We start from the raw sequence: 16,244 nt of genomic DNA on the forward strand, positions 1-16,244 counted from the left end.
GACGGGTTCCGACGGCGAGGTCTGGCCCCTGATCGCCCGTGAGTTCCTGCGGACCTCGCCGAGGTCGCCGTTAGGACGCGTTATTATTCTGTTAACGTGTTCACCGTGAACGTGTTATTCCAGCCGGTGAGCACTAACGATCTTGTGAACGTTCGCGCGAGTCCGGCCGCGCCCGCCTGTCCAGCGGTGGCATCGATTTCTTCGGTATCGAACAGCCTCGTCGTGGTTCGGCTTCGGGTCGCCCGTTACTGGCGCTCCCCTTTCGTGGAAACACTATTGATGATCCGGACGAGTTGCCGAACTGATGTGACTGGGGATCCTCCCACCGAATACTGCCCCCGCTGTGACGCGGAGCAGCCCGTGGTTCGGACGGTCCCGTGGCAGTCCGACTTCTGCAAGTCGTGCGGCAGCCGGATCGAGGATACCCAGAGTACTTGACTAGGACAAGCCCGTTATTGCGGTCGTGCCGTATTCGTCATCAGATATTTCGCCCGATCTGTCAGTGTGGTCATCACGTCCGTTTCATCGCACGCCCGATCCAGTGATGCGCGCGGCGTGCGCCCGGCGCACCCGTGTACAACCAGAGTATGATGGCGAGCGCGAACAGCGCGAACTGGGCGCTCACGTACGGGCCGATACGGAAGTTCATGAAGTGCGCCAGGAACGAACTGTCGTTCGGATACGGAGGGGAGTCGAGGATGGGCCATAGTAGGTACGTCGTCCATCGAAGTTGACTCGCATCCCCACGTAGGAGGCCGACGATGACCCGCGGTCCGAGATCGGAGACCGCGTGTGACACCCATCCGATGCCGAACGCGGCGACGAGGGCACGCCGGTCGTAGCGAGCCGCTACTCGGTCGAGTATGGCGAGGACGAGGACGATGGTAATGAGCGAGTGCGCAAGCGAGCGCCCCGAGGGGAGCACGGCGACCGACCACGCGAGCGGCTTGTCGACGAGATCGGGGAATTGACTTCCGGTCGCAAGGGCGACGAGCGCCATCGGGGACTGCCGGACTCGGTTCGTGTACCGCGTCACGAGAAGGAAACACAGGTACGCGACGGCGAGGTGTCCCCACGGCCACATACCTCGTCGTTCGCCCGGGGACGGATGGGTGTTCGGATCGACCAGTGATTTATTATTTCAGTGTGATCTTATGAGGGTAATGGGACGATACCCTCGTCCGGCACGGAGCTCGCGAGTGAAGTGTATCGACTGCCACGCGCCGGCGACGGAGACGATCGACGACGAGTACGTCTGTGTGGAGTGTGGGGCGTCCGTCATCGGGGAGTGATGGAAAAATCGGAAGGTCGGTTCGGTATTGTGTATGGTATCCCAGTTTCGGACCACAGGCCAGTCATCGAGACCGGCTACTCACGAGATAAAGGCCCTGTCAGACCCGGAAAGACGAGATCTCTTTCTCATCTTTTGAGCGAATTGCCACAAGTAACGAATTCGACTTCCGCCGACTACTATTCTGTAGGTCGATGACCGCCACGTTACTGGTGCTCGCCTGATAGAACTACTGACTGCGGAACGTGTACGCTTCACTATTCAACCGCCACACCAAGCGAGATATCGAAATAGATACTTGTAGAATATATTTGAATACAAGAACACATTTTAGTAGGTAGTCACTAACGGAGTTCGTAATGAGGAGTTACCCACAGCATGCGTGGGATTTTTTATTGACCGACGCAGCCACCGGCTCCACCGGAACGGACGTCGATCGACTTGTTCGTACCAGCTGTAACGCACCTGTGACCCGGACGATTGAGAGCAACGACTTCTTTCCCGAGGGGTATTGGTCCCAGGGTCAGGTTCGGTCGTCACCAGATATCACCGACTTGGGTGCCGACTAAACGTGGATCACGACGGATCAAAGAAAGTTGACACAATGGTTCAAAACACCGAACACGAACGGCAGACCGATGGGGGCAAGCTCCAGACGAAGTCCTCCACTGGGGAGGTTGATCTGGACGACGACCAGCCAGCGTTCGGTTTCATCGCGCGGACTGACCTCGGCGTCATCGAAAACCTACGTCGCACGTCGGATTACGGCGCCGATACGTTCCTCGTCACCTCGCCCGACGCAGATCCGGTGATCCGACGGACTGCCCAAGCACTCGGAGCGACGGTCTTCGAACCGCCCGTCGACAATCCGACGCGCGAAGAGCTTCGAGACCACCTCGCAACGTACGCCGACGCGAATAATGCCCCGGGTATCATCGTCCCGACCGATAGCACCACCCCCATTGCGGTCGAACGCAGCGTTGAAGCCTTCGATGGCGAGTCCTTCCTCGTCGACGCGGTTACTGAAAAGAATACGCTCGAACCGACGGTACTCGTCGCGATTCCTGCATATAACGAAGCCAAAACGATTGCGGACGTCGTTCGAGGCGCCCGTCGACATGCAGATCACGTGATCGTGGTTGATGACGCGAGTACCGACGAGACCGCAGCCGAGGCACACGCTGCCGGTGCGACGGTCATCGAACACGACGAGAACAAGGGTTATGGCGGGGCTCTGAACACCGCTTTCCGGGAAGCAGCAGAACGGAATGCTGATCACCTAGTTATCTTGGACGGCGACGGCCAACACGACCCCGACGATATTCCGCAGGCTGTCAATATTCAAAAGGAGAACAGTGCCGATATCGTCATTGGGAGCCGATTCGCCGACGGGTCTAACACAGACCTTCCGATTTATCGGCGATTCGGTATCGAGGTCGTCAACACGCTCACCAACCTCACCATGGGTGTTATCCGCCCGAAATCCTGGGTCCGCGATACCCAAAGCGGTTTCCGGACCTATAACCGCCGCGCCATCGAAAGCCTCAGCGAAGACCAAACTATCGGGAATGGCATGAGTGCGAGCACGGATATCCTCCACCACGCACACCACCAGGACTACAACCTCGAGGAGTTCGGTACTACGATTGATTACGAGGTAGAGAACGCGAGCAGCCAGAATCCAGTCTCCCACGGTATTACACTGGTGATGAATCTACTGCAGACCATCGAGCATGAGCGACCCGTCACCTCGCTCGGTGTCCCCGGATTCATCAGTTCGTTTATCGGACTTGGCTTCGGTTACTGGACGTTCCACAACTATATCCAGACAGGAATATTCCCCATGGGACTGGCAGTCTCTTCAACGTTCTTCACGCTCGCCGGCATTTTCGCATGCTTTACCGCGATCATCCTGCATTCACTCAACACACATCTTAATGAGTAGTACAATGGTGGACCCCGAAACCACGTTCGTCCTTGGTACGCGCCCTGAAATTATCAAACTAGCACCGGTGATCCGGTGTTGTGACCGCCGGGATATCCCGTATTCGATTCTACATACCGGGCAACATTATTCGGATGAGCTCGATGCAGTGTTCTTCGACCAACTTGAGCTTCCAACGCCGGATTATAATCTCGAGGTGGGATCGGGCCGTCACGGCCAGCAAACTGCAGCAATGTTAGCTGGGATTGAAGAGGTAATTTTGGAGGATGAGCCCGCTGTCGTACTCGTTCAGGGGGATACTAACAGCGTCTTGGCCGGCGCGCTCGCGCTATGTAAACTCGACATTCCTGTGGGTCATATTGAAGCCGGGCTGCGAAGCTTCGACCGCGATATGCCCGAAGAGACCAATCGTGTAGTGGCGGACCATGTCGGCGACTACTTGTTCGCACCGACCGAGCACTCTCAAGAGTATCTCCGGGATGAAGGAATCGACGACGATCGGATCTACGTGACTGGGAATACGATCGTCGATGCAGTCAAGCAGCATCGAGACCTTGCCCGCGAGAAGAGTACCATTCTTGAGGACTTGGCGTTACAGACCACTCCGTATGGCCTGTTGACTGCCCATCGCGCTGAGAATGTTGATGATTCTGAACGATTCGAGAACCTTCTTAAGGGGGTCCGTCGGGTCGCTGCAACCCACAATTTGGAGGTGATCTATCCGATCCATCCGCGGGCCCAAGACCGGCTCGATGAATTCGATCTCGTAGTCCCTGATGAGATTCGTATCGTCGATCCACAGGATTATCTTGACTTTCTCCAGTTAGAAGCAAACGCCGAATTGATATTGACTGATTCTGGTGGCGTGCAAGAAGAAGCGTGTATTCTTGGAGTGCCCTGTGTCACACTTCGAGATAACACAGAACGGCCGGAAACGCTGGAAGTGGGCGCGAATCGACTTGCGGGTACCGAGTCTGATATGATCGCAGCTAGTTCCGAACAGATGCTGACGACACAGCACGAGTGGGCAAATCCGTTCGGAAACGGTAGTGCAGCAGAACAAATCCTTGAAATACTCGGTAAGGAAACACAAGCACACATATGAGCTCAGTATGTGTTCATGGTTTGGGCTACGTTGGTCTGCCAACCGCGGCAATGTTGGCAAACTACGGGCACTCCGTGGTTGGTTATGACGTTGATGAGGACCTCGTCGAAGATCTGCAGGAAGGACGCATCACGGTAGACGAACCTGGATTGCGTGCATTTGTCACTGAAGCATTAAATTCAGAGAATCTCCGGGTGACCGATGAAGTACGGCCGTCAAAATACCACATCATCGCGGTCCCGACGCCGTTCGATCACGAGACAAAAACAGCTGATCTGAGCTATATTGAGGCAGCTGGTGAAACTATCCAACAGCACTTACGTCCTGGCGACTCGGTCCTTTTGGAGTCGACAGTCCCACCGGGCACAACAGTACAGACACTTCAGCCTGTGCTTGAACAGTCCGGTCTTGAAGCTGGAGAGGACTTCGCACTGATTCACTGTCCGGAAACGGTACTTCCCGGAAATATTATCACTGAACTCCGTGAGAACGATCGAATTATTGGCGGCGTTAATGGCGTCTCAACGGAGGCTGCGGTCAGGCTGTACGACTCTTTTGTTGAGGGTGATATCCACACGACGACTGATGCAACGACGGCCGAATTCGTCAAACTCATTCAAAATACATATCGGGACACAAATATCGCGTTAGCAAACGAACTCGCCCGCGTCGCCCACGACTATGACATCGACTCACGTGAAGCAATTCAACTGGCCAATGAGCACCCTAGAGTAGAACTTCACCAGCCCGGGCCCGGTGTCGGTGGCCACTGTTTGCCTATCGATCCGTGGTTTCTTGGCCAGAACTCCGATGAGCTCGACCTCATTTCAACAGCTCGAAGTGTGAACGATAGTATGACTGACTACGTGATTGAGCTCGTCGAATCAAACCTTGATGGGCTCGCCGGTAAACAAGTCGCCATACTGGGTGTCGCATATAAGGGCAATGTGGACGACGTCCGCAATAGTCCTGGGTTGGCTATTGCCCGACAGTTACAGGACACAGCAGCCGAGGTCCCAAGGTCGGTGTCGCCGGATGGTGGCGATCCGACCGTCACGGTGAGGCTAAACGACCCCCACGTTGAGGATCAGACGCTTGATCTCCAGTCTCTCGATAATGCGACCCAAGCTGTCGATGCGGTTGTAATAACCACCGATCACGACGCATACACGGAAATAGACGCTGAGCGCCTCGCAGAGCGGATGGCAGGCGACCTCGTTGTGGATACGAAGGCGATCGTCGATCGGCATGCGTGGAAACAGGCCGGACTCGATGTGATTCAAATATGAATGACGACGACTTGCAACAGGAACGACGCTCAAGAGCGGGAACTACTATATGAGTCACAAAAACTCTCTGCTAGTCATCTCGCAGGCGTTTCCGCCTGAAAAGGGTGGCAACGCTTCACGGATACACGACTTGACCCGGTTCATGACTGACGAGTGGGACGTGACGGTCGTTGCGCCCGCGAAGTGCTATCCACATGGGGAGTATGACTTCACGTGGCAGCCCCATCACCGCGAGGACATTGACGGGGTTGAGGTACATCGTCTGTGGGCGTGGCAACCAACCGATCCGGATCCTTCAGTCATGAGTCGGATTGCGTACTATGTGACATTCGCGATCCACGCGTTCCTGTGGTCGGTGTTCCATATTAACGACCAAGATGCAATCATGACTACCTCTCCGCCCCTGTTCACAGGATTCGTGGCGCTACCGTTCGCGACGCTACTGGATATCCCGTGGGTTGTCGATATCAGAGACGTGTGGATCGACCTCTCAGTGAACCTTGGCTTCATCTCGGAAGGCGGACTCGCTGAACGGCTCAGTAAAGCGTATCGCTCGTACGAACTCCAAATCGCATCACTCATAACCGTCACTACGGAGGAGACCGCCGACATACTTCGACAAGAGTATGGTACTGAAACGCCGTATACCGTGGTTCCCAATGGTGTCGATGTCGAGTCATTCGAACCACGAGATGAGACGGCGATCACGGACCCAGTAATGATCTACACTGGGACGATCGGCCACTGTCAGGCACTGGAAAGTTGCGTTGAAGCAATCTGCCACATTGGGGATTCATCGCTTACGTTTCGAATCGTTGGTGATGGTGACTTAAGAGAAAAATTGGAGGTGCGGGCCGCGGAACTCGAGGTTGAAGACCGTGTTGAATTCACAGGCTTCGTCTCACGAGAGCAAGTCCCGGAGATGCTATCACAAGCGACGATTGGTATTGCCCCGATTAAAACGGACGAATCACTGCGATACGCCGTCCCAACTAAACTCTATGAGTATATGGCCTGTGCATTACCGGTAATAGCAGTCGGAGAGGGCGCAATCGAACAGCTCGTTAACGAGTCAAACGCAGGTGTCGTCGCAGAAGATGACCCTGAAGCCATCGCGGCACACATCGACGCGCTGTTGAGCGACCAGGAGAGGCGACGAGAACTTGGTACAAATGGGCGAAGCCATGTGGTCGATCATTACGACAGACAAGCCATCGCGTTAGAGTTTAGCGACCGGCTCTCCACACTTATTACTGAGGGGCCCAGTCGGACGGAACGGCCACCGGCATAACGATGTTCGACCGGTGGACGAATCCCAAGGAACTCTCGCTGTTCTATCATACCGGCATAAACCTCCACCCCCGGCAAATAACCGGGATGGTGGATCGAAAACTCCGACATGCCATCGTACCGAACCTACCTGTCGATATCGATGACTGGTACGAGAGGAAAATCCCACGAAATACTCAGCCCGATTCAGTCGTGGTAACACAAAACTTGGAGGTCCTGCGAGCGAGCCTGTGTAGTGATCTTCGGACAACATACCAACAGAAGCTGTCCGAACTAAGTAACGGTACGCTGTCCATGCTTGGCCAGTCATTTGAGATTGGCAAGACCGCATCGTTTGATTGGGATCACGATACAATCGCATCGTTCCCACCGTTGTGGCGACTGCACCTCCATGCGCTTGAGCCTGTCAACTGGCTCGTGTGTGGGTACACAGTTGAGGATTGTCCGGAGGAGATACTTCACGCCATCCGCCAGCTCTTGCAGAGTTGGGATGATAATATCGCGATCGGTGGGGCGCAGTATCTCCGACGGGATTGGACTCCACACGCTGTCTCGCTTAGAGTGCTCCGCCTCTGTCGACTGTATGCGTGGCTACAAGATTCTCTGACCACGTTCGCTGATCAGGTCCCACAGATTGCGTTCAAGAACGCTCTCTTCCTTGAAAACCACGTTGAGTACGATGTCGGCGGTAATCATTTAATCGAAAACGGTGCCGCCCTCCTGATGGCTGGGTCGCTCTTCAGAGAGTACGGCCGCAGGTGGCGTAAAAAAGGAATTTCGATTCTTGAGAAGTGTGCTGTAGATCAGTTTTTGGCTGACGGTGGTCACTTCGAGCGAAGCCCGATGTACCACATACTTGTTCTACAGCGGTATCTGACCGCGGTTGACCTGCTGTCAGCTACAGGTGACGATCCGCCTGAATCAATCAAGCAAACTGCTGTTAATGCGACCCGATTCTTGCGGTCGCTCACACCTCCCGATGAGCGGATTCCGCTGCTAAACGATGCTGTATTCGACGAATTCCTCCCGCTTACAGACTGTCTTAGATACGCTGAGAAGGTTGGTGTTGCCACAGAGTCCACCGGCCGACGTCAGCAGTCCTTAGACACCAGTGGTTATCATTGGCTGGGGAACGGCGAGAATCGAGTGCTCGTCGATGGCGGTCCGGTTGGGCCGTCACATCTCCCAGGCCATTCCCACAACGATATGCTTAGCATCATGCTGTGGATTAACGGGGCACGAATTTTGACTGACACCGGTGCCTACGATTACGTCCCTGACACGACTCGGACATACGTCCGGGGTGTCCAAGCACACAATACCGTCCAAGTTGGCGAGTACGAACCCATCCCCATCGGGGGGCAGTATCTAATGGGTCGTCGTTGTACCCCACAGTCACGTATTTCTCGTGACGACGGCCACGACCACTTTGCGGGCTGGTACGAACGCCGGAAATATTTGCGGTCAGCGTACCGACATCAACGTGATATCCTGAGTGGACACGGGTGGTGGATCGTCGTCGACGAGTTTGATGGGGCGCCCACTGAGACTCTCACATCGTACCTCCATTTCCATCCCGAGATAGACCTGCACTCGGACGGCAGCGAATACAGGTTCCAACGAACCGACGCCGCGGCAAGTGGAGTGATTCGTCCGCTGGGGACGGAGACAGTTACGAGAACGACCTCCCCCTACTTCCCACGGTTCGGCGACCGAGTCGAGCGACCCGTGCTCCGCTGTCGATACGACCAGACAGCGGAGTGTACTGGCTTTATTATAACTGCGGGGAGGGATCCTGACATTGCTGTTAAATCTCGGACTGACGGCTTCGTTGTCTCCATGGAAGATCAACACTACAACTTCGATCGACTAGTATCGAAGAACGGTCAACAACCAAGTACTTAAACAACTCGTTCAGGAAATACCCCTCAAATGGAGTCAACCGATACTAACTCACTTCCTTGGCCCGACGAGCGGGCAATATATCTGACTTTAGATCTGGAATGTGACTATGGCACAGCGCTTACGTCTAATACGTATGAAGCAGCTCGGGAGACGGGACAGCTCGTCGACGTGCTTGAACGCTATTCGGCCCCTCTGACTTGTTTCGTTCAAACAGAAGTGTTAGAGGAAGCGCCGACAGCCATTCAAACACTTGCGGAGGCTGATGTCCCAGTAAGTTTTCACGCCCACTCACATACCCATCCAACCCGGGCTGAGGCGGATGTGGAATATGAGGTGCGTGAAAGTGTTGCGCGTATCCAGTCAGAGTTCGAGACAAAACACATCGGATATCGGTTCCCTGATGGCGATGCGTACGCGTCTGACTACGACGTGTTGGCTCGACACGGTGTCTCATTTAGTTCGACACTATTCCCCTCGTGGCGCCCCGGGCGGTTCAATAATGCACGCCGGGGCCGAGAGCCGTTCCGCCATCGTGATTCCGGTGTCGTCGAACTCCCATTTACTGTGCACTCCGATCTGATTCGGGTTCCCGTCTCGATCTCGTATCTGAAATTTCTCGGTCGAGGCTACGACTGGCTCGTCAGACAGTACCCACCTTCGCCCATCATCTTCGATATGCACATGCATGATTTAGTGGTACCCGATGCGTTCTCGGCACTCCCCAGCCGGTACAAAGTAGTATATTCACGCCACAAACACGATGGATTCCCCATGCTTGACCGACTGCTCGACAGTCTCCAGACGAACGGCTATCGATTCGGCGAACTGACGGAGCTCTACGAACGAGTCACGGACGAATACGATGAGTGACCAAACGGACGAACCCCTTGATGTCCTTCTCGTGACCGTTCGAGAGCAGTACTACATCCCGAAGTTCCTACACGGGATACTCGATGCTGACCACATTCGCATCGTCAGTCTCACAACGGTACCGCCGACGTTAGGCACGAAGAGTATGCCAGTATTTCTCTGGGACTTCTTCACCCGATTCGGTCCATCGGTGTTCGCCCAACACGTCTGGTTTTATGGAAAATACCGGCTTTTAGATACGGTAAACAGGATAACTGGACGCGGAAGTCCGTACTCACCTCGGACGCTTGCCCAGCGTCACGACCTCGAGTACCGTCACACGGAAGATGTGAATACCGACGAGTACGTGGCATACGCTGAGTCCTTATCGCCGGATGTGCTTGTCTCAGTCGCAGCGACTCAGAAGTTCGACAGTCAACTACTAGATATCCCATCCAAATGTGCGATCAATATCCACTCATCACTACTCCCCGAATACAAGGGCGTCTCACCGAGTTTCTGGACGCTCCTGCACAATGAAGCCCAGACTGGCATTACGGTCCATTATATGACTGAAGAACTAGATGGCGGAGCGATTCTTCGCCAGGAGCCACTCGATATTCATAATGATGACACCCTCCATACACTAAATCGGCGGGTTGCTGAGAATGGTTCCAAACTCCTTGTCGCTGCTCTTGAAGATATTCATGCCGGAGCTGTGAACTCAACTCCCATGTCGGACGATGGATCGTACTACTCGATGCCCGAGCGTGATGATGTCAGGCAGTTTGTTGAGCAAGGCAACCGGTTCTTCTGACAGCGAAAAACAGCAGATCGCACCTTCTCGGAATCGGATACGAAAACGTCAGTCGTAACACTCATCCTACCAGCCATCGGTTCGTTATCCACGACGTACCCCCACCATCAGACACTCTTTACTATGAAACAAGTTATTCAGGATTTCAAGACCGGTGATGTGCGGATCGCAGATGTTCCCCGCCCGCAGGTAGATGCTGGGAGCGTCTTGGTACAGAATCACTATTCGTGTGTGAGTGCCGGCACCGAGAAGTCGATGATTGAACTTGGGCAGAAAAGCTACCTCGGCAAGGCAAAAGAACGGCCTGATCTCGCAAAAAAGGTTCTCAATAAGGCACGGAACGACGGGCTGGTTTCGACCTACAAGGCGGTGATGGCCCGACTCGAAGAGGCGCAACCGCTTGGATACTCGTGTAGTGGCGAAGTTATCGCGGTCGGCAGTGATGTCGAGGAGTTTTCTGAGGGCGATTTTGTGGCGTGTGCAGGCGCTGGGTATGCCAACCACGGCGAAGTAGTTTCAGTTCCCGAGAATCTGTGTGCACCGGTACCGGAGGGCGTCAATCTTGCGGATGCGGCGTTCGTCACCATTGGGGCAATCGCAATGCAGGGTATCCGCCGGGCGGATCTGACGCCTGGCGAGCGGGTCGCTGTTCTCGGGCTCGGGTTGGTCGGCCAGACCGCAACACAAATCCTCAACGCATATGGCTTTCCGGTGCTCGGCATCGACATCGACCCGGCGCAAGTCGAATGCGGTCTTGATGTGGGTGCAACTGAGGGCGCCGTCATCGGCGAGGATGACGTCGTCGCCGCCGCTGAGTCGTTCTCAGATGGCTACGGTGTCGATGCGACGCTTATTGCGGCCTCGACAAGTAGCGATGAACCTGTCGAGATGGCCGGTGACATCACCCGAGAGCAAGGGCGAGTCTCTGTGGTCGGGAAGGTTGGGATGGATGTCCCTCGCGAGGTGTACTACGACAAGGAACTCGACTTTCGGATCTCGAGGTCGTACGGGCCAGGCCGGTATGACCGCAATTATGAAAAAAAGGGGCTTGACTACCCGATCGGGTACGTCCGATGGACAGAAAACCGCAATATGCGGGAGTGTCTCCGCCTGCTCGCTGATGACCGAGTAGATTTCGAGCCGCTCCGGACTCATCAATTCTCCATTGATAACGCCACCGACGCCTACGAGCTGATCTTAGAAAATCCAGATGACGAAGCGTTCACAGGCATCCTGCTGGAGTACGACCCCGACCGAGAGCACCCGACGAAACGGCCTCACGCCGACCGGTCGTCTCAGGTGACACCGGGCCGGACTTCACCGCTGTCGGTCGGGCTGGTCGGAGCCGGCAGTTTTGCCCGAGGGACACTGCTACCGATCCTCACTGATCACGACGATCTTGAGTTGCACGCGGTCTGTTCGGGGACCGGCGTCTCCGCGTCTTCAGTTGCCGACGAGTACGACTGTGTGTACTCCACGTCAGATTATACTGAGATAACGGGCGATGCGGACGTAGACATGGTTGTCGTCGCAACGCGCCACGATCTCCACGCAGAGGTGGCAAAGGCGGCGCTGAATACCGGCAAAGACGTCCACGTCGAGAAGCCGTTGGCGATCGACGAGGAAGGACTAAGGGCAGTCGTTGCGGCGGCCCGCGAGTCGGACGGCCGGTTGATGGTCGGATTTAATCGCCGGTTCTCCCCGGCAGCCCGCGAGGTGAAGGCGACGATATCGGACGGCCCCGGCCCAGTGATGCTGACCTACCGTGTCAACGCCGACAAGATACCGGACGACCATTGGATTAACGACCCAGAGGAGGGCGGCGGTCGGATTGTCGGAGAAGTTTGTCATTTCGTCGACTTCGCGCGGTTTGTCGCGGATTCGTCCATCGAGCGGGTGTCGGCGAGTACCGCGGATGAGGGGGCAGGTCTCCCGCAGAACGTACAGATTACTCTCACATTTGAGGACGGCAGTACTGCAGGCATCACCTACACCACATTTGGTGACAACTCGCTCGCCAAAGAATACGTTGAAGCATTTGGTAACGGGCAGACAGCGACAGTAGATAACTTCACAGGTGGGAGGATCAGCCTTGGACAGGACAAGGGCCACGAGGCGGAGTTCGACGCGTTCGTTGATGCTATCCTTGCTGGCGAGCCGTCGCCGCTGCCGCTGGAGCAGGCAATGGAGGTGACCGAGGCGACATTCGGTGTTCACGAGGCAATTCGATCGGGAGATGGCGTCGAAGTGGACTCAGACGGATACCTGTAGTAGCGGGCAAAAATCAGTCTGCGCGGCTCTTTTCGGTGACTCTCTCAAAGGCATTAAGAAACGTTTGCATCTGTTCTCGGTCACCGATGCTCACCCTGATATAACCATCGAGCTGTGGCAGATAGTCCCGATTTCGGACGTAAACTCCCTCTCGTTTCAGGCCTTCTATCGTGCCCTTCGGATTATCGATCTCGATCAGCACGAAGTTCGCCGGTGTCGAGACCACGCTGTGGCCTCGGGCACGGAGGTTTTCAACCAGCCATTCGCGGGTCTCAACAACTGTCCGGACACAGTCACGCATGTACTTGATGTCGTCTAGTGCTGCCGAGGCGGCAATTTGGCCGAACAAATTCACGCTCTTTCCGTTTCGTACCTTCTCGAGTTCCCGGATGATCTCCTTGTTTGCGACCGTATAACCGATTCGGCAGCTCGCAAGGCCGAACGCCTTCGAAAAAGTCCGACATACAATCAGATTGTCGTACTCGGATACTGAATTCGAGACAGTAGTGTCGGCGTATTCATAATACGCCTCGTCAACGATGAAAAGTGTATCTGGAGCTGCTAACAGTAGTTCCTCGATCTCTTCCTGAGTGTAATAAACCCCTGTCGGATTATTGGGGTTGGGAATATAGGTGACCTTCGGTTGCGTTTCTTCAAGAACTGTCAGGAACCGGTCGACACCTTTCTTAAACGGCGATTCGCAAGTGAAAGTGACCCGGTTGGCACCGTTCGTCTCGACGAACGTGTAAGGCTGTGTGTAGACGGGTTCCCTGGCGAGGAACACATCATCCTGGCCGAGGTACGTATCCAGGATAGCCCGGAGTGCGTCGTCGGATCCGTTGAACACTTGGAGGTTTTCGACACCACATCCTACATACTCAGCGAGCTTCTCACGAAGTTCTCTGGCGGTGACGTCCGGATAGTACTCGAAATGGCCATTTTTAACGAATTCCTCCAGTCGTTCTCGTACTTGGGGAGAAGGTGGGAACGTTGATTCGTTCCAGTCCAATTTTAATTTGTTCCCCTTGTCGTCGTTTGACAGCTTTGCACTCTCGGAGACAGTGTATGGAGCCATCTCCGATATGTCATCGGTTGGTTCAGGCATCTATTTCGTATTTGTAGCTTCTAATCGTAAACTTGTTTCATCTTGCGACCGCGAGAGCACGACACTGGACACCCAGGCGTCGCTGTCCGACTCGTTGGCTGATGCCATCTCGAAGGTCGCGCGTGCACGTTGTAACACTTTCTTGACGGTATGGTTCGGTTCGTTACCGGGAACGAAGTCCATCACATCTGCGGTCAGCGAAATGAGTTGGGTTCTGATCGGCGAATCCTTTGAGCGTGTGGACCGGCCGAGTAGCCGCTCTGGAAGGTTATTGATACTGACTGTGGTGGGGTCGTCTACGGGAACAGTGATCTTGCTTCCTTCCTTAATGGTCTGAGGTGAGTGGATGCAATTTGTTAGCTTTCCGACGTCGGTGCTGGTGTGTGCATCGGTACCGGCGACGATGTTGTGGTTACTCTCCTGCGCGAACTCGAGAGTTTTCGAAATAGCGGAGCGGCTATCCTTCCAGTTGAGGACCTCTAGTAGATCGGCACGTTCGAGAACGGACTCAGCTGCCGACTGTTGGATTGTCCCGTTTTTCGCGTGGTCGAGGAGGCCGGTTCCGACACGGAACGGATGTGGGACGACCACGACCCCCCCTTGATCGTGTATCGATTCGACAACTGATATGACTTCGTCGTTCGGGGGAAGCTGGTCCACATGGAGACCAATGAGATGAACGCCGTGTTTCCCTACAGGTACGGTTCGTTCAACACCCGGAATGACGGTGATGTCACGACTATCAGCCAGTTTACGGGCTTCCTTTGCGCCCGTGACCGTATCGTGGTCCGTTATTGCGATCGCTTCGAGATCGCGTTGCTCAGCAGCATCAAGCACATCTTCAACGGTTGCCCAGCTGTCATGTGAATGTGCGGTGTGGACATGGAGGTCCGCGAGCATATTAATTAATCCTCGATTCGACACAACGGATCTTTCCGCTATCGGGGTCGCGTTCGATGATATCCGTATACTGAATTTGGATGTCGATGTTGTCACCCAATCGCTGGTTTAGCCCGGATCGAAGCTCCGCTTCGTTCGACTTATCAAACGAGTCCGACACGACCAGTCGTACTTCCACGTGGTCGACCGCAGTCTGGAGGAGCTTGAACATCTCAACACCTTCGATATCGTACATCAGAGTGTAGAAGTTGACAGCGGGCAGTAGTCGCCCATCGGGAGTCCGAAGGATATCGTCCGTTCGTCCCTCGAACCGTTCGACGGTTAGCGGTAATCCGCGACCACAGTCGCAGGTGGTCGATCCTTTGTTGATGGTCGCCTTGTCACCCATCTCGTACCTGATAAGCGGCATTGCATAGTTCCAGAGGCTTGTACCAACGATCTGTCCGGTCCCATTGTTACGGTCTACTATTTCGACGACTCCGTACTCCAAGTTCTCATGGTATTTGTATGACTCACTACACTGGTGGAATAGACCGACTTTCTCAGCCATTCCGTAGTGGTCCTTGGCTGGGACGCCAAGTATAGACTCCACACGGTCACGCCACTCCGGAAGGAAATTCTCTGAGCCGGTATGGACGACATCGATGTGGTCAAGGCTCAGGTCGCTATCCTTGAGAAGTGTAGCAAATATGTAGACAGAAGATGGGTATCCTACTAGAGTCGAAGCACCGAACGAGTTGATCAACTCTACATACTCGTTTAATCGATCTGGAGAGAGGTGGAAGGGAGAGAGGAACAGAATCCCGAGATGGGGTTCGTACTTGTATATCGGCTCGTGTTCTTCGGGTGAGTAGGAACGAAGCCACACTGTCTTTTCGTGGTATAGATCCGTCCCGTGCGCGCTAAACGCCCGATTGATAAACGCTCGCTCTATCTGTTCAATATCGGTGGATTGCTTGAAACTAAATGGTTCACCGGTGGAGCCACTCGTGTGGTGGACTATCGCGTCATCAACGTTTTGTGCCTGAAGCCGCTGGTAATTTTGTCGGATATCGTCTTTTGTCAACCTTGGTAATTTTGAGAGATCATCTACCGTCTGAATATCAGATGGTGAAAGGCCTTGCTTGTCGAACACATCGCGATAATACGGAACATTCTGGTATGCGTGTTTGATGAGCTCTCTCAAACGCATTTCCTGATAATTACGTAACTTTTCTTCAGACCACCACTGTGAGTCGTTCAGAAAGGTCCGAGTATCATTGTACTTTTGCCCGATCACATACCGTTTCGGTACGTAACTCGCTACTCGTTTCATAGCCTTTCGCAGTGGTGTCGGGAAGTTATCCAAAAAATCCTGAATATCTTTTCGCCGGAAGTGATTTGATATCGAAATATCTGGGGTCATTACTACTCTAAACTTTTCGTAGGGTCTTTAATTTGCTGTTGGGACAACCAACCGCGTCGGCCCAATATCCTC

The 16,244-nt window shown here is 54.4% G+C and carries 12 protein-coding genes; 8 read left to right on the forward strand and 4 right to left on the reverse strand.

All coding sequences use genetic code 11. The annotated features are described in order from the left end of the window. Positions 1 to 511: 511 nt before the first annotated feature. The gene (locus ACQUQ1_RS17090; RefSeq protein WP_435065512.1) at positions 512 to 1,084 is read right to left on the reverse strand and encodes a metal-dependent hydrolase; all 573 of its coding nucleotides are present in this window, start codon (positions 1,082 to 1,084) and stop codon (positions 512 to 514) included. A 778-nt stretch (positions 1,085 to 1,862) separates the two neighbouring features. Here ACQUQ1_RS17090 and ACQUQ1_RS17095 point away from each other — a divergent pair. From ACQUQ1_RS17095 to ACQUQ1_RS17130, 8 genes are all read left to right on the forward strand, one after another. Beyond that, entirely contained in the window at positions 1,863 to 3,236 is a 1,374-nt protein-coding gene (locus ACQUQ1_RS17095; RefSeq protein WP_435065513.1) for a glycosyltransferase family 2 protein, read from the forward strand. Positions 3,237 to 3,240: 4 nt separating this feature from the next. After that, complete coding sequence (gene wecB, locus ACQUQ1_RS17100) at positions 3,241 to 4,341, forward strand: non-hydrolyzing UDP-N-acetylglucosamine 2-epimerase (RefSeq protein ID WP_435065514.1); 1,101 nt, start codon at positions 3,241 to 3,243, stop codon at positions 4,339 to 4,341. Beyond that, positions 4,338 to 5,630, forward strand: coding sequence for a nucleotide sugar dehydrogenase (locus ACQUQ1_RS17105; RefSeq protein WP_435065515.1), 1,293 nt, complete (start codon positions 4,338 to 4,340; stop codon positions 5,628 to 5,630). Before wecB ends, ACQUQ1_RS17105 begins: the two co-directional genes overlap by 4 nt. A gap of 49 nt (positions 5,631 to 5,679) precedes the next feature. Next, entirely contained in the window at positions 5,680 to 6,921 is a 1,242-nt protein-coding gene (locus ACQUQ1_RS17110) for a glycosyltransferase family 4 protein (protein ID WP_435065516.1), read from the forward strand. 2 nt (positions 6,922 to 6,923) lie between these two features. Next, positions 6,924 to 8,825 carry a heparinase II/III domain-containing protein gene (locus ACQUQ1_RS17115; RefSeq protein ID WP_435065517.1) on the forward strand — a complete coding sequence of 634 codons (1,902 nt, stop codon included), beginning with the start codon at positions 6,924 to 6,926 and terminating at the stop codon, positions 8,823 to 8,825. Between the two features lie 27 nt (positions 8,826 to 8,852). Next, positions 8,853 to 9,695, forward strand: coding sequence for a polysaccharide deacetylase family protein (locus tag ACQUQ1_RS17120; RefSeq protein ID WP_435065518.1), 843 nt, complete (start codon positions 8,853 to 8,855; stop codon positions 9,693 to 9,695). Beyond that, positions 9,688 to 10,491 carry a methionyl-tRNA formyltransferase gene (locus tag ACQUQ1_RS17125; RefSeq protein WP_435065519.1) on the forward strand — a complete coding sequence of 268 codons (804 nt, stop codon included), beginning with the start codon at positions 9,688 to 9,690 and terminating at the stop codon, positions 10,489 to 10,491. The genes ACQUQ1_RS17120 and ACQUQ1_RS17125 overlap by 8 nt, the downstream gene beginning before the upstream one ends. Before the next feature lie 123 nt (positions 10,492 to 10,614). Continuing rightward, complete coding sequence (locus ACQUQ1_RS17130; RefSeq protein ID WP_435065520.1) at positions 10,615 to 12,762, forward strand: bi-domain-containing oxidoreductase; 2,148 nt, start codon at positions 10,615 to 10,617, stop codon at positions 12,760 to 12,762. A gap of 13 nt (positions 12,763 to 12,775) precedes the next feature. Here the strand turns inward: ACQUQ1_RS17130 and hisC are convergent, their stop codons facing one another. Genes hisC through ACQUQ1_RS17145 form a run of 3 tightly spaced genes read right to left on the reverse strand, consistent with a single transcriptional unit; the run spans position 12,776 to position 15,902 of the window. After that, positions 12,776 to 13,867 (reverse strand): histidinol-phosphate transaminase, encoded by a 1,092-nt coding sequence (hisC, locus tag ACQUQ1_RS17135; RefSeq protein WP_435065521.1) that lies wholly within the window; start codon positions 13,865 to 13,867, stop codon positions 12,776 to 12,778. Next, positions 13,868 to 14,767, reverse strand: coding sequence for a PHP domain-containing protein (locus ACQUQ1_RS17140; RefSeq protein ID WP_435065522.1), 900 nt, complete (start codon positions 14,765 to 14,767; stop codon positions 13,868 to 13,870). It abuts the gene before it with no gap. A 1-nt stretch (position 14,768) separates the two neighbouring features. After that, the gene (locus ACQUQ1_RS17145) at positions 14,769 to 15,902 is read right to left on the reverse strand and encodes a phenylacetate--CoA ligase family protein (RefSeq protein ID WP_435065523.1); all 1,134 of its coding nucleotides are present in this window, start codon (positions 15,900 to 15,902) and stop codon (positions 14,769 to 14,771) included. Positions 15,903 to 16,244 lie beyond the last annotated feature (342 nt).

Origin of the sequence: Halobaculum sp. EA56 (genome assembly GCF_051195075.1) — an archaeon.
GTDB lineage: Archaea > Halobacteriota > Halobacteria > Halobacteriales > Haloferacaceae > Halobaculum.